This window comes from Streptomyces sp. DH12 (assembly GCF_020873895.1).
Taxonomy (GTDB): Bacteria; Actinomycetota; Actinomycetes; order Streptomycetales; family Streptomycetaceae; genus Streptomyces.
Window position 1 is genome coordinate 26057 of the sequence record NZ_JAHWGT010000036.1, and the last position, 22539, is coordinate 48595.

Here is a 22539-nt window from a genome sequence, read left to right on the forward strand (position 1 = left end):
GACCGTCACCCCGCCGACGGCGAGGGCGTGGGAGGCACGGACGATGGCGTGGCTGTTGGTGGTGGTCGCCGGCCTGCTGGAGACGGGGTTCGCGGTCTGTCTGAAGCTGTCGCACGGCTTCACCCGGCTGTGGCCGACGGTCGCGTTCGCGGCGTTCGCCCTGGGCAGCTTCGGCCTGCTGACGCTGTCGCTCCGCAAGCTCGACATCGGGCCCGCGTACGCCGTGTGGACGGGGATCGGCGCGACCGGCACGGCGATCTACGGGATGGTCTTCCTGGGTGACCTGGTGTCGGCGCTGAAGATCGTCTCGATCACGCTGGTGATCGTCGGCGTCATCGGCCTCCAGCTGTCGGGCTCTTCGCACTGATCCGGCCCAGCGCCGCCCGTACCAGCGCCCCGGCCCCGTCGGGATGCGGCACGACGAGCTGACCGACGACGAGGCGCACGGCGATCTCGACGGCGAGCGGTGGCGCGCCGGTGACCCGTTGCGCCCGGTCCCGTATCCGCGCCACCAGGTCTCCGGTCCCGGGCGGGACGGCGGGGGCGGGCGGGGTGCCGGACGCGGGCGGGGCTTCCGTGACGGCCGGGTGCGTGGTGAGCGGTTCCGTGACGACCGGGGCCGCGGCGGTCCGGTGCGGGAGGGGGCCGCCGCGCGGGCCGCTGCGGGCCGGGCGCGGGGCGGGGAGGTGCGCGCACCGGCAGCCCGTCAGCAGCGCCCGCAGCAGGGGCCGGGCGTCGGCGCGGCGTACGAGCCGGTCGGCGAGGACGGCGAGGCGCTCGACGGCGTCACCGGCCGGGTCGGCGTCACCGGCCGGGTCGGCGGGGGTGCCCGTACCGGCGGCCACCGCGGACGCGACCAGCTCCAGGCAGCCCTCGGCCTCGTGCCGCAGAAGGGCGCGGGCGAGGCCGTCCTTGCCGCCGAACTCGTTGTACAGCGTCTGGCGCGAGACCCGGGCGGCCGCCGCGACGTCGACCATGCGGACGGCCGCCCAGGGCCGGGCCCGCAGGGCCTCGTGGGCGGCGTCGAGCAGGGCCTCTCGCGCGGTGGGCACCGGCGCCTCCCGGGGCAGGCAGCACTGGGGGCCAGGGTCGGGTCGCCCCCACGGGCTGTCAAGGGCGCGGACCAGCCTGCGGGATAGAGTCGGGCGCATGGCCGATTACCACGATGACCTGCGCCTCGCCCACGTACTGGCGGACGCCGCGGACGCCGCCACGATGGAACGGTTCAAGGCGCTGGACCTCAAGGTCGAGACGAAGCCGGACATGACCCCCGTCAGCGAGGCCGACCGGGCCGCCGAGGAGCTGGTCCGCGGCCACCTGCAACGGGCCCGGCCGCGGGACGCGATCCTCGGCGAGGAGTACGGCGTGGAGGGCTCGGGGCCGCGCCGCTGGGTCGTCGACCCGATCGACGGGACGAAGAACTACGTGCGGGGCGTCCCCGTCTGGGCGACGCTGATCGCCCTCATGGAGCAGACCGACGAGGACCCGGGGGACGGCGGCGACGGCTTCCGCCCGGTGGTCGGCGTGGTCTCCGCCCCCGCACTGGGCCGCCGCTGGTGGGCGGCCGAGGGGCTGGGCGCGTACACGGGCCGCAGCCTCACCTCGGCGACACGCATCCACGTGTCGGGGGTCGCGGAGCTGTCCGACGCGTCGTTCGCCTACTCCTCGCTGAGCGGCTGGGAGGAGCGCGGCCGCCTCGACGGCTTCCTCGACCTCACGCGCGCCTGCTGGCGCACCCGCGCCTACGGCGACTTCTGGCCGTACATGCTGGTCGCCGAGGGTGCGGTGGACTTCTGCGCCGAACCGGAGCTGTCGCTCTGGGACATGGCCGCGACCGCCGTCGTCGTGCAGGAGGCGGGCGGCCGCTTCACCGGCCTGGACGGCCGCGAGGGACCGCACAGCGGGAACGCCGCCGCGTCGAACGGTCTGCTCCACGCGGACCTGCTGGGGTACCTGGGCGACGACCGGCACTGACCCGTGGGCCGGCCCCGACGACGCCCGGGCGGGGGCGCGGTGTCACGGCGCGCGATGCGGCGGTGCGCGGCGCCCGGGGGGCGGCGCGTACGACCCTCGGTGCGCGGCGTACGGCGTACGGGGCCCGGCGCTCGGTGTACGGCGCCCGGGGTACGGCCTCGGCGCCCGGCGTACCGGGCCCGGCGCTCGGTGTGCGGCGGGGTGCCGGCGGCGGTGCGCGAGCCGTGCCGCGCCCCCTTGTCGGGCCACCCCGTCCCTGCCACTCTGGGCATCCCCCCGCTTGTGCTCTTGTGAATCCCTTCGCATGCAAGGGATCACCAAGGAGGTGGCTCCCCCATGCTCGTCCGCGACGCCATGAGCACCCTGGTCCTCACCATCGGCCCGGCCCACACCCTGCGCCAGGCGGCGACGCTGATGTCGGCGCGCCGCGTCGGCGCCGCCATCGTCCTCGACCACGACAGCAGCCAGCCCGGCATCCTCACCGAGCGCGACATCCTCAACTCCCTGGGCGCCGGGCAGGATCCGGACCTGGAGCCCGCCAGCGCGCACACCACCACGGACGTCGTGTTCGCGGCGCCCGACTGGACCCTGGACGAGGCGGCGGCCGCCATGACGCACGGCGGCTTCCGGCACCTCGTCGTCCTGGACGACACCGGCCCGGTCGGCGTCGTCTCCGTCCGCGACCTGCTGCGCTGCTGGGCCCCGGTCCGCCGGCGCGCGGCGGTCGTCCCGGCGGCCGCGGTGGCCGGCTGAGGGGCCGGCCGGTACGGACGCGCGGGAGGGCCGGCCCCCCTCCGGGGAGCCGGCCCTCCGTCCACGGCAGGCGATCCAGTGCTGTCAGCCGCGCAGGGCCTGGACCGCGGCCTCCAGCCGCTTGCCGTAGTCAGCGTCCGCCTGGCGGAAGTTGTTGATGGCCCGCTCGGCGATGTCGTCGCGCGAGACCTTCGCGATGAAGCCCGCCAGGTTGGAGATCAGACGCTCCTTCTCCTCCTCCGTCATCAGCCGGTAGAGGTTGCCGGCCTGGACGAAGTCGTTGTCCTCGGCGTGCACGGGCGCCTCCAGGTCACCGGTCACCCCGGTCACCGGGACGGGCTGCCACAGCGGGCGGCCGGTCTGCGTCGGACCGCCGAAGCTGTTCGGCTCGTAGTTCTTCGCGCCCTTGTGGCGGCCGTCGTAGAGGAAGCCGTCCCGGCTGTTGGTGCGCGCCTCGGTGGCGTGCGGGCGGTTCACCGGCAGGTGGTCGGCGTTGATGCCGACGCGGTAGCGGTGGGCGTCGCCGTAGGCGAAGAGCCGGCCCTGGAGCATCTTGTCGGGCGACGGGCCGATGCCGGGCACGAAGTGCGCCGGGGAGAAGATCGACTGCTCGACCTCGGCGAAGACGTTCTCGGGGTTGCGGTTGAGCTCCAGCTTGCCGAACTCGATGACCGGGTAGTCGGCGTGCGGCCACACCTTGGTCAGGTCGAACGGGTTGAAGCGGTAGGTCGCGGCGTCCGCGGCGGGCATGATCTGCACGCCGACGGTCCAGGTCGGGTACTCGCCCCGCTCGATGGACTCACGCAGGTCGCGCTGGTGGGAGTCCGGGTCCTCGCCGGCGAGCCGGTTGGCCTCGTCCTGGGTGAGGTTCTTGATGCCCTGGTCGGTCTTGAAGTGGTACTTGACCCAGAAGACCTCGCCGGCCTCGTTGTTCCACTGGTACGTGTGCGAGCCGAAGCCGTCCATGTGGCGGTAGCTCGCGGGTATGCCGCGGTCACCGAAGAGCCAGGTCACCTGGTGCGTGGACTCCGGCGAGAGGCCCCAGAAGTCCCAGACGTTGTCCGCCTCCTGCGAACCGGTGTACGGGTCGCGCTTCTGGGTGTGGATGAAGTCGGGGAACTTGATGGCGTCCTTGACGAAGAACACCGGGGTGTTGTTGCCGACGAGGTCGTAGTTGCCCTCCTCGGTGTAGAACTTCACCGAGAAGCCCCGCGGGTCGCGGACCGCGTCCGCCGAGCCGAGGTTGCCCGCGACGGTCGAGAAGCGCAGGAAGACCTCGGTCTGCCGGCCCACCTCGCCGAGGAAGTGCGCCCGGGTGTAGGGGGTGACGTCGCCGGTCACCGTGAAGGTGCCGTACGCCCCGGCGCCGCGGGCGTGGACCACGCGCTCCGGGATGCGCTCGCGGTTGAAGTGCGCGAGCTTCTCCAGCAGGAGCTGGTCCTGCACCAGAACCGGACCGCCGACGCCCGCGGTCTCGCTGTTCTGGTTGTCGGCGACCGGCGCGCCGGCCTCCGTGGTGAGGGGTCCCTGCGTCACGTGCGCCTCCTGCGTCTCAGCACTCAATCCTGTCCCTTGGCCAAAGCCATTCCCGATCCTACAATGGACATTGTCTAAGTCAAGCCCGCATCCAAAGCCACACCCGTTCGGGACTGAGTCCCCCGCCTGTTAGGCTGAATCGCATGAGTGACCTGTTGGAGCGCCTGCGCGGCCGCGGCTGGCGGATGACCGCACAGCGGCGCGTCGTGGCGGAGGTCCTCGACGGAGAGCACGTCCACCTGACCGCCGACGAGGTCCACGCCCGGGCGGCGGAGCGGCTCCCGGAGATCTCCCGCGCGACCGTGTACAACACGCTCGGTGAGCTGGTCAGCCTGGGCGAGATCCTCGAGGTCTCCACGGACCGCCGCGCCAAGCGGTACGACCCGAACGCCCACCGTCCGCACCACCACCTGGTGTGCGCCCGCTGCGGCGCGATACGGGACGTCCACCCGCAGGGAAACCCGCTGGCGGACCTGCCGGACTCGGAGCGCTTCGGTTTCACGGTCTCGGACGTGGAGGTCACCTACCGCGGCCTCTGCCCGCACTGCGCGACCGCCTGAGGTCCGCCGCCCGGACACCGACACCCCGGCCACCCGTCACCCCGCACGGCGAAGCCCCCGGCGCAGAACGCGCCGGGGGCTTCCCGCCGTACCCGCCACGCGCGGGCAGCCCCCGGCGACTGACCGGCGGCTGATGAGGGGTGGCTGCTGAGGGGTGACGGTGACGGACGGCGGCGAGGGGGCGGCGGTGACGGGTGGCCGGTCCGTGGCGACCGGCTCGACCGACCCCTGCGCCTGATGGCCGGAAAACACCCAGGGCCCGGATCTGATGATCCGGGCCCTGGGCCTTCAGTAGCGGGGACAGGATTTGAACCTGCGACCTCTGGGTTATGAGCCCAGCGAGCTACCGAGCTGCTCCACCCCGCGTCGGTGAACACCACTTTACGGGACGGCGTGGACCAGCGCAAATCCGTTCTCACGCGGTCAGCTCCTGGTGCAGGGCCTCGCTCAGCCGCGCCGCGCGCTCCGCCACCTCGGCGGGTCCGAGCTCCACCGCGCGGGCGCACCAGCGTCGCCCTTCGGCCAGCTCGCCCCGGCGGGCGGCGAGCAGCGCCAGGCGCAGGGCGGCCCGGCCGTGCCCGGCGCGGGCGGCGCGGCTCCACCACAGGGCGGCCTCGCGCTCGTTGCCGTCACGGGCGAGCAGCAGGCCGAGGTTGAAGGCGCCGTTGCGGCTGCCCGCCTCGGCGGCCTCGCGGTACCAGCGCGCCGCCTCGGCGACGTCGCCGCGCGCGGCGGCGAGCATGCCGACCCGGACCTGGGCGCGCCGGTGGCCCTGCTCGGCGGCGCGCTCGTACCACTCCTCGCACTCGCTCTTCGGCGTCTGCGGCTGGCCGAGGGTGTGCGGCTCGGGCCGGGGCTGCCGGGCGTCGAGGACGGTGGCCAGGCGGAACGCCGCCTCGGCGCTGCCGCCGCCCGCGGCGCACCGCAGGTGCCGCTCGGCCTCCCGCTCGTCGCCGTCGCGCAGCCGGGCCATGCCGACCTGGAGCGCCGCCTCGGTGTGGCCGGCCGCCGCCGCGCGCTCGTACCAGCCGAGCGCCGCGCGGTCGTCGTCGCGGCCCGCGTAGAGGATGCCGAGGTTGAAGGCGGCGTCCACGCTGCCCGCCTCGGCCGCCTTGGAGAACCACGGCTCGGCGCCGTGCGGGTCGTCGGCCTGGAGGAGCAGGATGGCCAGGGCGTTGGCCGCCTCGCGGTGCCCGGCGTAGGCGGCGCGCCGGTACCACTGCTCGGCCTGGGCGGTGCGGCCCTGGGCGGCGAAGAGCAGGCCGAGGTTGTACGAGCCGTTGACGTCGCCCGCGTCGGTGGCGGCGCGGTACCAGCGCTCGGCGGTCTGGTACTCGCCGCGCGCGGCGTGCAGCGCGCCGAGCGCGTTGGCGGCGTTGCCGTCGCCCTCCTGCGCGGCGCGCAGCCACCAGACGGCAGCGCTGTCCTCGTCGCCGGCGTCGCGCAGCAGGAAGCCGAGCGCGCAGGCGGCGCGGGGCTCGCCGCCCTTGGCGGCCATCAGGTACCAGCGGCCGGCCTCCTTGAGCTCTCCTCGCTTCTCCAGGATCGCCCCCAGGTGCAGGGCGGCCCTGCGGTGGCCGCGCGCGGCGGCCTGCCGGTACCACTGCTCGGCGCCGTCCGCGCCGGCGGCGCCGGACTCGGTCGGCTGCTCGGTCGCGGCGGGCTCGGCGCCCTCCCGCGGGGCCCGCTTCTCCAGGGCGCGGGCCAGCCGGTACGCGGCCTCGCGGTGCCCCTGCTCGGCGGCGGCGCGCAGCCACCGCTCGGCGCCGGCGTCCCCGCGGTGCTCCATGAGGTCGGCGAGGGCGTACGCGCCGAGGGCGTGGCCCTGCTCGGCGGACTGGCGCAGCCAGTACTCGGCGGCGGGCTCGTCGCCGCGCTCGCGGTGGTGGCGGCCGAGGGCGTGCGCGGCGGCGGCCGAGCCGGCGACGGCGGCGACCCGCCACCAGCCGGCGGCCTCGTCGGGGTAGCCGCGCTGGTGGAGGAGGACGCCGAGGTTGTTCGCGGCGGCGCGGTCGCCGTCGGCGGTCGCGGCGCGCAGGTAGGGCTCGGCGGCGTCGAGGTCGCCGCGGCGCAGCAGCATGGCGCCGAGGACGCTCATGGCCGCGGTGTCACCGCCGTCGGCGGCGCGGCGGTGCCGTGCCTCGGCCTCGACGGTGTCGGCGGCGGCCTCCACGAAGTCCACGCCGGCCGTGTTCCACGCGCCCGTGAGGTCGGGTGCCGCGTCGGCCTCGTCGAACGCCTCCGCGTCCGGGCCGGCGTGCTGTCGCTCGTACCGCCCACTCTCCAACAGCGTCGCCCTGTCCCCCATACGTCCCATCGTCGCACCACCCGCAACCCGCGTACACCTGGTATACCGCAGCCCAGTGAGGTCACTTCAGCGTTTTGTCGACATGCCCACAGAGAGACAAGTCAAACACAAGGCGTGTCAACTCCCCACCCCGGACACGGCCTTGGGCCGGCCGTACACATGACCAGGGCCCGGATCCTCGAAGGATCCGGGCCCTGGTCTTTCAGTAGCGGGGACAGGATTTGAACCTGCGACCTCTGGGTTATGAGCCCAGCGAGCTACCGAGCTGCTCCACCCCGCGCCGTTGTGTGATCCACCGTACCACGGCGCGGGACGGGCTCTCCGCCACCCGACCGGCCGCCCTGACCGGCCCCCGGTTCCGGGGGCCGGTCAGGGCTGGGTCAGCCGGCGTCCGGCGCCGTGGGCGGCGACGCGGCGGGCGCGGCCGGCTTCGACGCGTCCGGTGCCGCCGACGCGGCCGGCTTCGACGCGCCGGGAGCGGGCGCCGAAGCACCCGGGGCGGGCGTCGGGGTGCTCGCCGGAGGCGTCTGCCCGCCGGCCTTGCGCTGGGCGTCGGCCGCCGCGGCGCGCTCGAGCGCCTTGGCGAGCTCCTGCTGGGACTTGCCGTACGCCTGCCAGTCACCGCGCTTGAGCGCCGCCTCGCCGTCCGTGAACGCCTTCTGGGCGTCCGCGATGGCCTGCTTCAGGGCGGCCTCGCCCGTCGCCGGCGGCTTCGTCGGATCCGGGTCCGGGTCCGTCGACGGCGGCTCCGGGGTGGGGGACTCGCCGTCCACGCCGAAGACCGCGTTGAGCGCCTCCCCGAGGGTGTTCTCGAACCGGGTGGTGTCCTTCGTCGCGTCGCCCTCCGGCTTGCTGGCGTCGATGTACGAGACCGCCACCTTCTTCAGCAGCGGGTAGAGCGCGCTGCGGCCCTGGGCGTAGACGGGCTCGACGTACAGCCACCCGCCGTCCATCGGCACCGTCAGGAGGTTGCCGTACTCGATCTCCGAGTCGGCGCCCTTCATGTCGCGCACGAACGTCGCCACGTCGGGGAGGCTGTTCAGCTTCGACTGCACCTGCGCCGGGCCGGGCACGTCCGACGTGGCGCGCAACAGCCTTATACGGCCGTAGTCCTTGCTGGTCGCGTCGGCGTCGACGGCCATGAAGGCGCCCAGGTTGGGCCGCCCGTTGGGCGTGAACGTCGTCGTCAGCGAGAACCGCTGCTGCTCGTCGCCGGGCATCTTCAGACTCAGGTAGTACGGCGGGACCGCGTTGCCGTCCTTCTTCGTCGGGTCGGCGGGGACCTGCCAGGCGTCGCTGCCGCTGTAGAACTGCGCGGCGTCCCGGACGTGGTAGCGGGTCAGCAGCTCGCGCTGGACCTTGAACATGTCCTGCGGGTAGCGCAGGTGCGACTTCAGCTCGTCCTTGATGGCGCTCTTCGGCTCCACGGTGCCGGGGAACGCCTTCATCCAGGTCTTCAGTACCGGGTCCTCGGTGTCCCACTGGTACAGCTTGACCGAGCCGTCGTACGCGTCGACGGTGGCCTTCACCGAGTTGCGGATGTAGTTGACCTGGTTCTGCTGGGCGACGACCGTGCGGGTCTGGTTGCCCGCGGTCAGCGAGTCGGCGGTGGTGTCGCCGAGCGTCGTCCGCGACGCGTACGGGTAGCCGTTCGTCGTCGTGTAGGCGTCGACGATCCACTGGACGCGGCCGCCGACGACCGCCGGGTAGGCGTCGCCGTCGATGGTCAGCCACGGGGCGACCGCCTCGACGCGCTGCTTGGGCGTGCGGTTGTACAGGATCCGCGAACCGTCCCCGATCGCCCCCGAGTAGAGGATCTGCGGCTCGCTGAACGCGACGGCGTACGCGGCGCGGTTGAAGGCGTTGCCGAGGCTGACGCCGCTGTCGCCCTTGTAGCTCGTCATCCGCTCGCCGTTGGCCTCGTAGTCGAGCTCCTTCTGCGGGCCGCCGACGATCGAGTACTGCTCGGTCTTCTCGCCGTAGTAGATCCGCTGCTCGTACTTGGGCAGCGTGCCGGTGGTGGGCAGGCCGCTCTCGGTGAACTGCGGCGCGCCCGTGGAGTCCACCGAGGTGCCCGCGGCCATGATCGCGCCGTAGCCGTGGGTGTAGGTGAAGTGGTCGTTGATCCAGTTCCGCTTCGGGATGCCCTTGATGTTGAGCTCGCGCAGGCCGACGACCGTGTCCTGGCCCTTGTACCGGTCGACGTCGAGGGTCACCGGGAACTGGTAGTACTTCCGCCGCTGCTCCAGCTGCTGGAACGTCGGCGAGACGATGTTCGGGTCGACGAGCCGGTAGCTGGCCGCGGTCGTCGCGTCGGCGCGCAGCTTCTCCTTCGACTTGACCGTCGCCTTGCCCGAGTAGTTCTCCGGGACGGTCCGGTCGATGTCGTACGCCTTGCGCGTCGCCTCGATGTTCTTCTTGATGTACGGCGCTTCCTTGGCCTGCTCGTTCGGCTGGACCTGGAACTTCTGCACGATCGCCGGGTAGAGGCCGCCGATCAGGATCGCCGACAGCACCATCAGACCGAAGCCGATCACCGGCAGCTGCCAGGTGCGCCGCCACAGCGTCCCGAAGAACAGCAGGGCGCAGATGACCGCGATGCAGAACAGGATCGTCTTCGCCGGGAGGTAGGCGTTGGCGTCGACGTACCGCAGGCCCGTCCAGTTGCCCGCCGCCTTGAAGTCACTGGACTTCACGGCGAGGCCGTACCGGTCGAGCCAGTACGCCACGGCCTTCAGCGACACGAAGACGCCCAGGAGCACGGAGAGGTGGCCGGTGGCCGCCGCGGTGGCGCGCGCGCCGGGGCTCGTGACGCGCAGCCCGCCGTACAGGTAGTGCGTGAGCGCGGCGGCGATCAGCGAGAGCACCGTGGCCGCGAAGCCGAAGCCGAGGAGGAACCGGTACCAGGGCAGGTCGAACGCGAAGAACGACACGTCCATCCCGAACTGCGGGTCCTTCTGGCCGAAGGCGACGCCGTTCACCCACATGAGCCAGGTGCGCCACTGGCCGGAGGCCGAGGCGCCGGCGATCAGGCCGACGAGCGCCGTGATCCCGAGCAGCACCCACTTCTTGTACGGCGCCACGCCCATGCGGTACCGGTCGAGGCTCTGCTGCTCCAGCGACATGGCGCTGAGCGGCGGCCGCAGCCGGTGCGCGAGCCAGATGTTCAGCCCGACGGCCAGGGCCATCAGCAAGCCGAAGACGGCGAACATGCCGACCTTCGTCCACAGGGTGGTGGTGAAGACCGACGAGTACTCGACGGACCGGTACCACAACCAGTCCGTCCAGAACCCGGCGAACATGACGAAGAGCATGGCCAGGACGGCCAGCACCCCCAGCGTCATGAGCAGGGTGCGGGCCCGCCGGGACGGCCGGCCGACTCTGATCCGTGGCCCGGTCGGGCCTCCGCCGCGGTCCGGCATCTGGAAAGCCAACGTGCGCCCCTCGAAGTTCGCGTCGTGTGTGCTGCGGGTGTCGTGCTGTGGCCCCGGATTTTCCGGAGCCCCACTGATGCAACTTACTGAAGCTTTACCTGGTTCCCGTCTCCGGGTCGAGAAGAGGCAGGATATTGACCATGCCCAATGTTTCTCCCTCCGGCCCTCCGATGGCCGCAAGCCCGCTCACCCGCGCGGTCCTCGAGATCGACGAGTACGCCGCCGGCCTCGGCTGGGACCAGCCGGCCCGCCTCTTCGCCCTCGTCGACACCGTCAGGCTGCGCGCCGACGAGCCGGAGCTGGCGGCACAGCTCGGTCTCGGCGGCGACGCGGACGCCGCCCCCCTCACCCCCGTCGAGCAGGACGAGCTGCCCTCCGGGGCGCCGCTCGACGAGTTCCTCGCCACGGTCGCCTGGCCCGACGCCGTCACCGGCTGCGCCCTGACCGTGGAGCGGCTCATGCTGCCGCCGTCCGCCGAGGGCTCCGTCCCGGACGGCCTCGACGAGGCCGGCCTCGCCCGGTGGGTCGCCTCCCACCCCAAGCGCCAGGAGGTCCGCATGACGGTGGCCGTGCTGCGGGACGGCGCCCGCGAGTCGGCCATCCGGCTCCGGGAGAAGGACTCCCCGACGGAGGTCCTCACCGGCGCCGACCTGGTGCCGGGCCTCGCGGAGGCGCTGGCGGCCACGTTCGAGGGCTGACCGCCGGGTACGGGGGGCGCTGACCGCCGCACGACCGTGGGGCGGGCGGGCCGGGGCCGCGGGGGAGACGGCCCCGGCCCGGCCCGCACCCCTGCCGGCCCGCACCCCTGCCGGCCCGCTCCCCTGCCGGCCCGCATCCCTGTGCCGGCCCGCTCGCTTCCAAGCGGCTGCCCGGCAAGAGTGCCGCCGCGGTGGGCGTCAGCCCCTGGAGCAGGCGGGAAGGCCGGCCGTGTCGCCCTTGCGCACCTTCTCCAGGGACTTCACAGCGTCGGCGATGGTGTCGACCTTGATGAGCGTGAGGCCCTCGGGGGTGGCCGTCGCGGCGGAGGGGCAGTTGGCGGCGGGCGTCAGGAAGTAGCGCGCGCCGGCCTCGCGCGCCCCCACGAGCTTCATCTCGATGCCGCCGATGGGGCCCACCTTGCCGGTGTCGTCGATGGTGCCGGTACCGGCCACGAAGCGGCCCCCGGTCAGCGCGCCGGGCGTCAGCTTGTCGACGATGCCGAGCGCGAACATCAGACCCGCACTCGGGCCGCCCACGTCCTCCAGCTTGATGTCGATCGCGAACGGGAAGGTGTGGTCCCGGCCCGCCTGGATGCCGACGATCGCCCGGTCCGCGTCGGGCGCCCGCTTGGTGGGGACCGTGACGGTCTCGGTGGTCGTGGGCGCGCGGCCCGCCTTCTCCGCCGCGGCGGCGTCCTTCGCGGGGACGATGGTGAAGGCGACCGGCTTGCCCGGCCGCCGCTTGGTGACGATCTTCGCCACGTCCTGGGGGTCTCGCACCGGCGTGCCGTCGACGGTCTTGATCACGTCGCCGGCGTGGAGCCTGCCCTCGGCGGGGCTGTCCTTCTGCACCGAGGAGACCACGACCCGCGCGGAGACGGGGATGTCCAGCTGGCGGAGGGCGGCGACGCGGGCGCTCTCCTGGGACTGGCTGAACTCCTCGGCGTTCTCCTGCGTGGACTGCTCCGCCGTCTTGCCGTCGGGGTAGAGCGTGTCGTGCGGTACGACCACGGCGTCCTCGGCGAGCCATCCCGCGACGGCCTCGACGAGGTTCATCCGGTACTCCGCACCGGTGACCCTGACGGTGGTCATGTTCAGGTGGCCCGAGGTCGGGTAGGTCTCGTGGCCGGAGATCCGCAGCACCGGTTCGCCCCGCGCGTCACCCAGCGTGTTGACGGTGGGGCCCGGGCTCATCTCGGAGTAGGGCACCGGGATGAGGACGCCCGCACAGAGCAGCGCGATGAGCGAGAGGGTGGCTGCGAGCATCGTCACGGTGCGGCGTGGCATGGAACGACAGTACGGGACGGGTCTGTCAGTGCACTCGCGGGGCCGGTCCGTCCGTGGTGATCGTCAGACCGATTCGCCGCGCGAGTGGGTCCGGTCCATGGCGTCGCGGAAACGCGCGTACCCGGCGAGCTCGGCTATGTCCTCGGTCGTGCGGCTACGCGCGGCCCATACGCCCCATATCGCGGCGCCGACGGCGGCGAACAGCGGGATGAGCAACCAGGCGAGCGCTGCCATCGCGGCCTCCCGTCCCCTAGAGCGAAGCAAGTGACGATGAGCAGATTAACGGTCTGCGCTACCCACGCTCGTACCGGGGAGGCGGTTACGCAAATCGGCTGACCCGCGGTCACGGGGCCGGTACCGGGGGCGGTGCTGCCCCGGGTGGGCGCCGCCCGGTCGGGGGCTCGCCGACAGGGCCGAGTGCCGCCCCGCCGCGGCCCTGTCGACGGACCGGACCCATGGCGGGGAGGCCGCCGGCAGGCCCTGGGCCGCGGACGGTGCGGCAGGCCGGTGGCGCTGCCAAGGGGCCGTCGCCGCTCCGACGGGTACCGCCGGACCGGTGAACCCGCGGTCAGCCGGTCAGCCGGTCAGCCGGTCAGCCGGTCAGCAGGAGCCGACCCATTCCTCGGTGCCGTCCGAGAAGCGCTGGTGCTTCCAGATGGGCACCTCGTGCTTGAGGTCGTCGATCAGCTTGCGGCAGGCCGCGAAGGCCTCCGCGCGGTGCGGGCACGACACGGCGACGACGACCGCGAGGTCGCCGACGGCCAGGTCGCCCACCCGGTGCACGGCGGCCAGGGCGCGCACCGGGTACTCCGCGACGACCTTCTCGGCGACCCGCCGCAGCTCCGCCTCGGCGGAGGGGTGGGCGGAGTAGCCGAGGGCGTCGACGTCGGCGCCCCCGTCGTGGTTGCGCACGGTCCCCACGAAGAGCGCGGTACCGCCCGCGGCGTCGTCGCCGACGGCCCGGAACACCTCGTCCAGGGAGAGCGGGGTGTCGCGGACGGCCAGCAACCGGATCGGGTCGTCGGCGGCCCGCTCGCCGGGGTGGTCATGGGTGGGTGCCATGCCACCCATCGTGCCGCACACCCCGGCGACGCGGTATTGCCTGTTCGACCGGTGGACGCGCCCCCGCGTTGGAGCCTCCTACAGCGGGCGCCGGACGTCGGTCGCTACAGGCCGCGGCGCCGGCGGGCGCGGCGGACGAGGGCGGCCGTGCCGAGCAGGGCGACGGTGGCGCCCGCGGCGCCCGCCGCCGTGGCGTCCTTGCGCCCGAGGCGGCGGCCCGCGACGGTGTGGCGGCCCGCGACCTCCTCCAGGAGCGCGGCCAGTACCTCCTCGTTCGTCCAGCTCGGCCGCCAGCCGGCGTCGTGGAGCCGGCCCACGCTCACCACCCACGGGTGCATCGTGTACGCGAGGTCACCGGCCGGCGAGGGGGTGAGCCCGATGCGGTGGAGCCGGGCGGCGGCGCCGAGCGCGACGGCCGACGGCAGCTCCATGCGGCGGATGCCGCTCAGCTCCTCGACCTCCTCCTGCTCCAGCCAGCCGTCGCAGCCGACCGCGAACTCCCCCTCGACCTTCTCCAGCGCCGCGTACTCCAGGGCGCTGACCAGGTCCTCCACGTGGCAGAACTGCCAGGCGGGGCGGGACCCGGCGACGACGAGCAGCCTCGGCGACTCGAAGTAGCGGGTGAGGGCGGTGTCGGTGCCGCCGACGAGCACGGCGGGGCGCACGACCGTGATGTGCAGGCCGGGGTGGGCGCGGGGTGCCCGGCGGGCCAGGCGCTCGATCTCCAGGAGGTCGCCCACGCCGGTCGCCTCGGCCGTCGCCCGCAGCTCGGCGTCCTCGGACAGCGGGATGTCGTTGTCCGGGAGGGCGCCGTAGACCATGGCGGAGGTGCACAGCACCGCCCGGCGGACCCCCGCGGCCGCGGCGGCGGTCAGCACGGTCTGCGTACCGCGCACGTTGTAGGCGGTACGGGCGGCGGCGTCCGTCTCCAGGTCCAGGTCGAGGGCGAGGTGCACCACGACGTCCGCGCCGCGCAGCTTCTCGGCGATGGCCGGATCCCGTACGTCCAGGATGTGCCACTGCGCCTCGGCCACCTCGCCGCGGCGCTCGTCGATGGCGATGACCTGCCGGATCTCCTCCGAGGCGGCCAGGCGCCGGGTCAGCATGTCGCCGATGCCGGACGCGGCGCCCGTGACCGCGACGACGGGGCCCCGGGCGGCGGACGGGGTTGAACGGTTTCGCGCTGCGCGAACCTGCGGATCTGGGGAACTCACCAGGCGTCTCCAGCGGTTGTCTTCAGTACGTACGCGGTCAACGCGCACGCACCAGGTGGCGTCCATCCTGCCGCAGGCACTGCGCCAGTGGAGCACCGAGGCCCAGACCCGGCCCGGATGTCTACGCTGGGTGTGATGCAGGGCAGCCGCCGCCGGCAGGAAGCCGGCGGCCCAACGAGCCGAGGAAACCCGTGAGCGACACCCCATTCGGATTCGGCCTTCCCCCGGAGGAGCCGGACGACGGCGACCAGGGCAAGAAGAAGCCCGAGGGTGGTGCCAACCCCTTCGGGGGGTTCGGCGGGCTGCCCGGCGGCCAGGGCGGCGCGGACAATCCGTTCGCCGCCATGTTCGGGTCCTTCAACCCCGCCGACCTGGGCGCGGCCTTCCAGCAGCTCGGCCAGATGCTGAGCTACGAGGGCGGCCCCGTCAACTGGGACATGGCCAAGCAGATCGCCCGGCAGACCGTCGCCCAGGGCGCGCCCGACGGCAGCAAGGACAGCAGCGTGGGCCCCGCCGAGCGGAAGGCCGTCGAGGACGCCGTGCGCCTGGCCGACCTCTGGCTGGACGGCGCCACGTCGCTGCCGTCCGGTGCGGCCGGCGCCGTCGCCTGGTCGCGGGCGGAGTGGGTCGAGGCGACGCTGCCGGCGTGGCAGCAGCTCGTGGACCCGGTCGCGGAGCGCGTCGGCACGGCCATGGGCGACGTGCTGCCGCAGGAGATGCAGGCCATGGCGGGCCCGCTGATCGGCATGATGCGCTCCATGGGCGGCGCCATGTTCGGCCAGCAGATCGGCCACGCCGTGGGCGCGCTCGCCGGCGAGGTCGTCGGTTCGACGGACGTCGGGCTGCCGCTCGGCCCGGCCGGCAAGGCGGCGCTGCTGCCGCTCAACGTGGCCGCGTTCGGCCGGGACCTCAGCGTCCCGGAGGACGAGGTGCGGCTCTACCTGGCGCTGCGGGAGGCCGCCCACCAGCGGCTCTTCGCCCACGTGCCGTGGCTGCGCTCGCACCTGTTCGGCGCGGTCGAGGGGTACGCGCGCGGGATCAAGGTCGACACCTCGAAGCTGGAGGACGCGGTCGCGCAGCTCGACCCGAGCAGCCCGGAGCAGCTGCAGGAGGCGCTCCAGCAGGGCATGTTCCAGCCCGAGGACACGGCGGAGCAGAAGGCGGCGCTGGCCCGTCTGGAGACCGCGCTCGCCCTGGTCGAGGGGTGGGTGGACGCGGTGGTCCACGCCGCGGCCGGATCCCGGCTGACGTCGGCGGACGCGCTGCGCGAGACGCTGCGGCGGCGCCGCGCCTCGGGCGGCCCCGCCGAGCAGACCTTCGCGACGCTGATCGGCCTGGAGCTGCGGCCGCGGCGGCTGCGGGACGCCGCTCGGCTGTGGGCCTCGCTCACCGACGCGCGCGGCGTCGACGGGCGGGACGCGCTGTGGGAGCACCCCGACATGCTGCCCACCGCCTCCGACCTGGACGACCCGGACGGTTTCGTCCACCGGGAGCACATGGACTTCTCCGAGCTCGACAAGATGCTCGGCGAGGCGGCCGGCCGGCCCCACGGCAGCGGTTCCGAGGGCGCCCCCGGTCAGGGCGGCGCACCGGGCGAGGCCGGCGCTTCGGGCGGGGCCGGCGCCTCGGGGCAGGGCGACGGCGGCGCGGGGCAGGGCGACGACGCCTCCGGTGAGGGCGGCGCCTCGGGGCAGGGCGACAAGGACAAGTGAGCCTGCACACGGACGCGGTCCGCGTACTGGAGGGGTACGGGGACCAGGACGACCTGCGCCGTACGTACCTCGACCACCTCGCCGCGCACGAGGACGCGATGTGGAAGGCGTGCGCCGCGGGCCACCTCACCGCCAGCGCACTGGTCGTCGACCCGGAGCGCGGCAGGGTGCTGCTGACCCTGCACCGCAAGCTGCGCATGTGGCTGCAGATGGGCGGGCACTGCGAGCCCGGTGACCGGACGGTGGCGGAGGCCGCGCTGCGGGAGGCGACGGAGGAGTCCGGCGTCCCGGGGCTGGCCCTGCTGCCGGGCGGTCCGGTCCGGCTGGACCGGCACGCCACGCCCTGCGCCTGGCACCTCGACGTGCAGTACGCGGCGGTGGCGCCGCCCGGCGCCGTCGAGGCCATCAGCGACGAGTCCCTGGACCTGCGCTGGTACGCGTACGACGACGTGGCGGACGTGGCCGACGCGTCGGTGGTCCGGCTCGTCGAACGGACGCTGACGCGGCTGTAGCCGCAGCCGGGCCCTCTGGGGCCGGCCGGAGCCGCTCTGGCGCCGGCCGGAGCCGGGGAGTCCGGGGAGCCGGAGTCGGGAGGGCGCCCGCCGTGGAGGCGGGCGCCCTTCGCGCGCGTACTGCCCGGCCCGGCCGGTGGTGCGCGCTTTCAGTTCCAGGCGTTGTTCTGGTTCTGCGCGTGCGCGCCGTGCTGGCCGACGCCGAACTGCGCCGCCACGCCCTGCCCGATCTGCGCGCCCTGCGGCGGCATGACCTCGCTGGGCTGGACGAGGGCGAAGCCCTGGCCGAGGAAGTTCAGCTCCCAGCCCTCGCCGGTGTTGCCGCGCCGTCGGCGGACGTTCGACGAGTGCGTCTGGGCCTGCATCTGCACCCGCAGCGACGAGGACCAGGCGACGATCGCGTCGGCGTCGACGTTGACGTACTTGTCGGGGGTGACCTGCATCATCAGCGGTTGCCCGGAGGTCATCAGGGCGACCTGGCCGCGGCCGGAGATGTTCAGCTGGTACTTCCCGGAGCCGGAGATGCCGTACTGGCTGTCCACGGCGATGACCTCGGTGTGCAGCGTCGAGTCGAGCGCCAGCACGTACGCGCTGTCGACGGTCAACCCGTCCTGGTCGACGTCGACGACGTGGATGTACTGGGCCAGGTTGGCGAGGTAGACGGTGCCCTGCCCGGAGCAGCGCATCAGGTCGAGCCCCTCGCCGGTGTGGGCGTGGGCCGTGCGCTGGCTCTGGTTCTGGATCTCGCCGTCGAAGTCCATCAGCCCCTGGTAGGCGACCATGGCCCCCTTGCGGGCGAGGACGTCGTCGTGACCGGTGAGGGAGACCCGCAGCAGCTGCGGATTCTGCACCGTGTACCGGTCCTGGCTCTGCTGTTCCGTGTGGCTGAAAAGCGGACTCTGCATGGTGTGTTCTCGCTCCCCCGGCTCAGTTCCGGACCCGAAGCCGGTCGGTGCTGTCCTCGCTCGGCTGTACGACGACGATGCCCTGGCCCGAGAAGGCCATCTGGTACGCCTCTCCGCTGCCCCGCCCGATGAGGGAGGACGCCTTGAAGCTCCGCTTGCCCTTGACCTTCAACGAGGGCGACCAGGCGATGAGCGCGTCCGGGTCGACGTACGTCTCGTCGTCACCCCGGCCGCAGTCGACGACGACGGGCGTGCCCCGGGAGGTGAGCGCGACCCAGCCGGTGCCGCCGATCTGGACGTTCCACAGGCCCTGGCCGGCGAACTTCGCCATGCCCTTGACCCGCTCGACGCCCCACTGGAGGTGCGCGTCGAAGGCGAGGACGTTGGTGCCGTTCACGGACAGGGCGTCGCCGTCCAGGTGCACGACGACGACGTCGGCGCCGTAGTCGGCGAGGTAGAGCAGTCCGTCGCCGGAGCACTTCATCAGGGGCGCGCCCTCACCGGTGACCCAGGAGGAGGCGATCTGCCGCACGGCCGGCGGGTTCGGTTCGTACTGGACGAAGCCCTCGTAGGCGACGACGGAACCGGTGCGGGCGAACAGGTCCTGTCCGGTGGCCATGGCGACCTTCAGCATGGCGTTGCCGTGGTTCTCCATGCGGGCCGTGACGGGGGTCGGGGCGTAGCCCGCGAGTTGCTGGTTCATTCTTCGGGCTCCCTCAGACCTCGTAGGGCTGGACGACGATGAAGTTGCCGGGGGCTCCCCGGAACTGCAGGTTCACGGTCTCGCCGCTGTGGCCCGGGTAGGCGTTGCGGCGCAGCCGGACCTGGGTGGAGAGCACCACCTGGGAGGCGGCCGACCAGGCGACGACCGCGTTGCAGTCGGCGAAGGTGGTAGGTGTGACGGGCAGGACCACCGGGGTGCCCTGCGTCTTCACGACGACGGTGCCGGTGCCCTGGAAGAGCATCGTGAACAGCGCCCCGCCGGGGATGCCGTGCCCCTCGATGCGGCGGACCTCGTGGTGCAGCGACTCGTCGAAGGCGAGGACGTTCTCGGCGGAGACGCAGATTCCGTCGCCCTGGAGCTCGATGGGGTGCAGCTGCGCGTTGTTCTCGGCGAGGAAGAGCTGGCCGCGGCCGGTGCAGCGCATGAGCTGCATCTCCTGGCCGGTGGCGTTGCCGACGATGCGCCCGGCGAAGCCGGCGCCCTTGTAGCTGAAGTCGACCTTGCCCTGGTACATGACCATGCTGCCCTGCCGGGCGAGGACGGGCGTCTGGCCCATGGCGAGGTCGACCCGCATGAGCTGCGGGTTCTGCGAGGTCCAGCGCTGCCCGGTCGGCGTCTCGCGGTACTTCTGCAGCGCGGCCCCCAGCCCGGCCCCCTGCGGGGCGCCGTGCGGGACGCCGCCGTGCGGGACGGCGGGCGGGGCACCGACGGGCGGCATCCCCATGGGGGGCTGCTGCCCGTACGCGCCGGGCGCCGGCTGCCCGTACCCGGCCGCCTGACCGTACGGGCCCGGGGCGGGCGCACCGTGCGGAGGCGTCTGCCCGTACGGGCCCGGGACGGGCGCACCGTGCGGAGGCGTCTGCCCGTACGGGCCCGGGGCGGGGGCACCGTGCGGAGGCGTCTGCCCGTACGGGCCCGGGGCGGGGGCACCGTGCGGAGGCGTCTGCCCGGGAACCTGCCCATAGGGGCTGGGCTGCTGCTGGCCGTACGGTGCGGGCGGCGGCGTCGGCGCCTGCGGGGCCGGCGCCTGGGCCTGGGGTGTCGGCGGCTGCGGGGCCACGGCCCCCAGGGGCGCGGCCATCGTGGGAGCCGCGTGCATCGGCTGCGGCTGCGGCTGCTGAGCGGGGGTGGGGACCGGGGCCGGCTGTGCGGCCCCCGGGGCGGCGAAGGCCGGCGCGGGCGGAGCCGGGGCGGCCGGACCGGCGGGTGGCGCGAAGGACGGTGCGGCCTGTGAGGGCTGCGGGGGCTGCGGCTGCTGGGGCTCCTCCTCCAGGACCTCGCCGCCGAAGTTCTTCAGCAGCGCGTCGAGACCGCCGTCGAAGCCCTGCCCGACCGCGGCGAAGCGCCAGCCGTCCTTGCGGTAGAAGTCACCCAGCATCACCGCTCGCTCGGTGGTGAACTCGGAGCCGCTGAACGCGTACCGGGCCACCTCCTCGCCGCCCGCGACGATCCGGAGGTAACCGGGCCCCACCTGCGACATCTGCCCGGAGCCGTCGATGGTGGCGGTGAAGGACAGCCTCCGGATGCCCTCGGGCACCCGGTCCAGCGTGACGCGGAAGGACTCGGTGTCGCCGGCCTGCGCGCCGAGCAGCTGAATGGACTCCTCGGGGGACTTGGGCTGGTTGAAGAAGACGAAGTAACGGTCGTCCGAGAGCCGCTCGTCGGCGTCGAGACCGAAGCAGCTGATGTCGAAGGACAGTCCCGGCCCCGCGATCTGCACGCCGACGTACAGATCGGTCCCGGCTGTCAGGTCACTGATCCGGGCCTTGTGGCCCCGTTGGAATTCCCTGGCCATGCGTGAAGACCGTCCCCCATCCCGGAATGTGTGTGCGTCGCGCCAGGCTAACGGCTGGCCACGACGGTGAACCATGTCGGCGACCGCCTCGGTACGTACTCGGTACAGGATCGGTGAGGTCAGTCGCCGGACGGATACGGAGGGTGCGGCAGGCGGCCGGCGGCGACCACCCCTTCCAGGTAGCCGCGCGCCCGCTCGGTCCGCGGGTAGGCGTCGAGCAGCTGCCAGAACCGGGGCCCGTGCCCGGGGACGAGCAGGTGGGCCAGCTCGTGCAGCAGCACGTAGTCGACGACGTACTCGGGCATGCCCTGGAGCCGGTGGGACAACCGGATGCTGCCCTCGGCCGGGGTGCAGGAGCCCCAGCGGGTGTTCTGGTTGGTGACCCAGCGGACGGACGCCGGCCGGGCCCGGCCGCCGAGGTACTGCGCGGACAGCCGCTCGGCGCGCTCGGCCAGCTCGGAGTCGCCGGGGCGGCGGCGGCTCTCCTGCGCGGCGAGCTTGTCGAGCATCTGGGTCACCCAGCGCCGCTCCTCGGCCTGCGACATCCGGGCGGGGATGAGGACGATGGTGCGGTCGCCCTCGCGGTAGGCCGAGACGGTCCTGCGGCGGCGGGTGCTCCTGCGCACCTCGACGGCGGGTGTCCGGTCCACGCGGGACGGGTCGCTGGTGGTGGGGGTGGGCTGGGGGTCGGCGGGCACGACCCGACGGTACCTGCCGACCGGCTCATTGAAGCCACTCGGCGGCGGTGACCCCGGCGGTCCGTCCACAGCCCGCAGCATTCGTATGACTGATCGGCCTCCCTGTGGACGACGACCGGAGGTGATGGCGCCGACGGCGGCATGCTGCATCCACGTGACGAGCGAGGGAGGTGGCGAGGATGCATCCGATGGTGAAGCCGGCACTGCGGCGCGCATGGCGTGATCTGCAGTACGTGCAGTTCGGGGTGGCGCCCGCGCACGCGGTGGTGGTGGGCCCGGTGGACACGACGACCGGGAGCCTGCTGGCGCTGCTGGACGGCACGCGCGGGGTGGGTCTGCTGCGGGAGGAGGCGCGGGCGCTCGGGGTGCCGGACGGCTGGCTGGAGGCGTTGCTCGATCGGCTGGCCGCGGCGGGCCTGCTGGACGACACGGCTCCCGGCGACCGGGCGGTGGAGGCGATCCGGCAGGAGGCCGGCGTGCTCGACCGGATGCGTGCCGACCTCGGATCGCTCTCGGTGGTGCACCGTGAGCCGGGCGGTGCGATACGGCGCCTGGCCGCGCGCCGCGGCATGCGGGTGCAGGTGAGGGGTGCGGGCCGGGTGGGGGCGACGGTGGCCGGACTGCTCTCGGCGGCCGGTGTCGGCCGGGTGGAGGTGGTGGACGGCGGGCGGGTCGAGCCGTGGGACGTGGCTCCTGGCGGCTTCCCGGCGGAGGCGGTCGGGGAGCGGCGGGACGCGGCGGCCCGGCGGTTGGTGGGGCGGTCGGCGCCGGGCGGACGGGCACCCCGTACGCCTACCGGACCGGAGCCCGGTCTGTCACTGATGGTGGTCGCGCCCCGGGACGGTCTGGCGGCGTACGCGCCGGACCCGGTGACGGCGGACACCTGGGTGGGCACGGGCACGCCGCATCTGTTCGCCGGGGTGCTGGAGGCCACCGGGGTGCTGGGGCCGCTGGTCCTGCCGGGCGAGACGGCGTGTGCGCGGTGCGTGGATCTGGGGCGGACGGACGCGGATCCGGCGTGGCCTCGTCTGCTGGCGCAGTGGCGGTCGGGGCGCCGCGGTGCGGTACCGGCCGGGGACGTGGGGTTGGCGGCGGCCGTGGCGGGGCTGGCCGCGGCGCACGCGCTGGCGTTCCTGGACGGGGAGGTGGCGGCCAGCGCGGGGGCGCGGTGGGAGGTGTCGTCGCCTCTGCTGGAGTGGCGGGCGCGGCTGCTGCCGCCGCACGGGGGATGCCCGTGCGGAGCGGCGGACCGGGCGCCGTCGGAGGGGGAACGGGAGCGGCCCTCGGGGGTCCGCGGCGGGCAGGACACAATGGCGGGGTAACCGCCGTCGGCGGCGCGTGTCAGGGCAAGGCGGCACGGGAGTCTG

Annotated in this window: 20 protein-coding genes and 2 tRNA genes; 8 read left to right on the forward strand and 14 right to left on the reverse strand. The window is 73.7% G+C overall.

Going from position 1 to position 22539, the window contains the following annotated elements:
* The first annotated feature begins 43 nt into the window (after positions 1–43).
* Positions 44–367, forward strand: a complete 324-nt coding sequence (locus LPA54_RS26820) for a multidrug efflux SMR transporter (RefSeq protein ID WP_058940672.1) — start codon at positions 44–46, stop codon at positions 365–367.
* Here the strand turns inward: LPA54_RS26820 and LPA54_RS26825 are convergent.
* On the reverse strand, positions 333–1052 hold the full coding sequence (locus tag LPA54_RS26825; RefSeq protein ID WP_228982303.1) for a TetR family transcriptional regulator: 720 nt from the start codon (positions 1050–1052) through the stop codon (positions 333–335). The two genes, LPA54_RS26820 and LPA54_RS26825, sit on opposite strands and share 35 nt — an antisense overlap.
* Positions 1053–1149: 97 nt before the next feature.
* On the opposite strand from LPA54_RS26825, the gene hisN reads away from it, so the two are divergent.
* Both hisN and LPA54_RS26835 read left to right on the forward strand, forming a co-directional pair.
* Positions 1150–1974 (forward strand): histidinol-phosphatase, encoded by an 825-nt coding sequence (gene hisN, locus LPA54_RS26830; RefSeq protein ID WP_228982305.1) that lies wholly within the window; start codon positions 1150–1152, stop codon positions 1972–1974.
* A 336-nt stretch (positions 1975–2310) separates the two neighbouring features.
* Complete coding sequence (locus LPA54_RS26835; protein ID WP_228982307.1) at positions 2311–2727, forward strand: cyclic nucleotide-binding/CBS domain-containing protein; 417 nt, start codon at positions 2311–2313, stop codon at positions 2725–2727.
* A gap of 84 nt (positions 2728–2811) precedes the next feature.
* Here the strand turns inward: LPA54_RS26835 and LPA54_RS26840 are convergent, their stop codons facing one another.
* Positions 2812–4263, reverse strand: coding sequence for a catalase (locus tag LPA54_RS26840; protein ID WP_228982309.1), 1452 nt, complete (start codon positions 4261–4263; stop codon positions 2812–2814).
* Positions 4264–4406: 143 nt separating this feature from the next.
* On the opposite strand from LPA54_RS26840, the gene LPA54_RS26845 reads away from it, so the two are divergent.
* Positions 4407–4823, forward strand: coding sequence for a Fur family transcriptional regulator (locus LPA54_RS26845; RefSeq protein ID WP_058940667.1), 417 nt, complete (start codon positions 4407–4409; stop codon positions 4821–4823).
* Positions 4824–5115: 292 nt separating this feature from the next.
* On the opposite strand, the gene LPA54_RS26850 is transcribed toward LPA54_RS26845, so the two are convergent.
* The 4 genes from LPA54_RS26850 to LPA54_RS26865 all read right to left on the reverse strand — a co-directional run bounded on the left by LPA54_RS26850 (position 5116) and on the right by LPA54_RS26865 (position 10553).
* A tRNA-Met gene (locus tag LPA54_RS26850) sits at positions 5116–5189 on the reverse strand.
* Between the two features lie 49 nt (positions 5190–5238).
* Positions 5239–7140, reverse strand: coding sequence for a tetratricopeptide repeat protein (locus LPA54_RS26855; RefSeq protein ID WP_228982311.1), 1902 nt, complete (start codon positions 7138–7140; stop codon positions 5239–5241).
* A gap of 197 nt (positions 7141–7337) precedes the next feature.
* Positions 7338–7411: transfer RNA gene (locus LPA54_RS26860), tRNA-Met, on the reverse strand.
* Between the two features lie 100 nt (positions 7412–7511).
* Positions 7512–10553: a UPF0182 family protein gene (locus LPA54_RS26865; protein ID WP_228982364.1), complete on the reverse strand. Its 3042-nt coding sequence runs from the start codon at positions 10551–10553 to the stop codon at positions 7512–7514.
* Between the two features lie 152 nt (positions 10554–10705).
* On the opposite strand from LPA54_RS26865, the gene LPA54_RS26870 reads away from it, so the two are divergent.
* Positions 10706–11263, forward strand: a complete 558-nt coding sequence (locus tag LPA54_RS26870; RefSeq protein ID WP_267487668.1) for a PPA1309 family protein — start codon at positions 10706–10708, stop codon at positions 11261–11263.
* A 198-nt stretch (positions 11264–11461) separates the two neighbouring features.
* Here the strand turns inward: LPA54_RS26870 and LPA54_RS26875 are convergent, their stop codons facing one another.
* The 4 genes from LPA54_RS26875 to LPA54_RS26890 all read right to left on the reverse strand — a co-directional run bounded on the left by LPA54_RS26875 (position 11462) and on the right by LPA54_RS26890 (position 14826).
* A complete protein-coding gene (locus tag LPA54_RS26875; RefSeq protein WP_228982313.1) occupies positions 11462–12550 on the reverse strand; it encodes a PDZ domain-containing protein in 1089 nt (362 codons plus the stop codon).
* Positions 12551–12613: 63 nt separating this feature from the next.
* On the reverse strand, positions 12614–12784 hold the full coding sequence (locus LPA54_RS26880; protein WP_228982315.1) for a hypothetical protein: 171 nt from the start codon (positions 12782–12784) through the stop codon (positions 12614–12616).
* A 366-nt stretch (positions 12785–13150) separates the two neighbouring features.
* Entirely contained in the window at positions 13151–13612 is a 462-nt protein-coding gene (locus LPA54_RS26885; protein WP_228982317.1) for a molybdenum cofactor biosynthesis protein MoaE, read from the reverse strand.
* A 104-nt stretch (positions 13613–13716) separates the two neighbouring features.
* Positions 13717–14826, reverse strand: coding sequence for an SDR family oxidoreductase (locus LPA54_RS26890; protein ID WP_228982318.1), 1110 nt, complete (start codon positions 14824–14826; stop codon positions 13717–13719).
* 191 nt (positions 14827–15017) lie between these two features.
* Here LPA54_RS26890 and LPA54_RS26895 point away from each other — a divergent pair, with 191 nt between their 5' ends.
* Both LPA54_RS26895 and LPA54_RS26900 read left to right on the forward strand, forming a co-directional pair.
* Positions 15018–16538: a zinc-dependent metalloprotease gene (locus tag LPA54_RS26895; RefSeq protein ID WP_228982320.1), complete on the forward strand. Its 1521-nt coding sequence runs from the start codon at positions 15018–15020 to the stop codon at positions 16536–16538.
* Positions 16535–17050: an NUDIX hydrolase gene (locus LPA54_RS26900; protein WP_228982322.1), complete on the forward strand. Its 516-nt coding sequence runs from the start codon at positions 16535–16537 to the stop codon at positions 17048–17050. The genes LPA54_RS26895 and LPA54_RS26900 overlap by 4 nt, the downstream gene beginning before the upstream one ends.
* A gap of 149 nt (positions 17051–17199) precedes the next feature.
* Here the strand turns inward: LPA54_RS26900 and LPA54_RS26905 are convergent, their stop codons facing one another.
* From LPA54_RS26905 to LPA54_RS26920, 4 genes are all read right to left on the reverse strand, one after another.
* Positions 17200–17955, reverse strand: a complete 756-nt coding sequence (locus LPA54_RS26905) for an AIM24 family protein (protein ID WP_228982323.1) — start codon at positions 17953–17955, stop codon at positions 17200–17202.
* Positions 17956–17977: 22 nt separating this feature from the next.
* Positions 17978–18658, reverse strand: a complete 681-nt coding sequence (locus LPA54_RS26910) for an AIM24 family protein (RefSeq protein ID WP_228982326.1) — start codon at positions 18656–18658, stop codon at positions 17978–17980.
* Between the two features lie 13 nt (positions 18659–18671).
* Positions 18672–20474, reverse strand: coding sequence for a TerD family protein (locus LPA54_RS26915; RefSeq protein WP_228982328.1), 1803 nt, complete (start codon positions 20472–20474; stop codon positions 18672–18674).
* Between the two features lie 119 nt (positions 20475–20593).
* Positions 20594–21124, reverse strand: a complete 531-nt coding sequence (locus LPA54_RS26920; RefSeq protein ID WP_228982374.1) for a M48 family metallopeptidase — start codon at positions 21122–21124, stop codon at positions 20594–20596.
* Positions 21125–21351: 227 nt separating this feature from the next.
* Between LPA54_RS26920 and LPA54_RS26925 the strand changes: the two genes are divergently transcribed.
* Positions 21352–22494, forward strand: coding sequence for a ThiF family adenylyltransferase (locus LPA54_RS26925; RefSeq protein ID WP_228982330.1), 1143 nt, complete (start codon positions 21352–21354; stop codon positions 22492–22494).
* Positions 22495–22539: the final 45 nt, after the last annotated feature.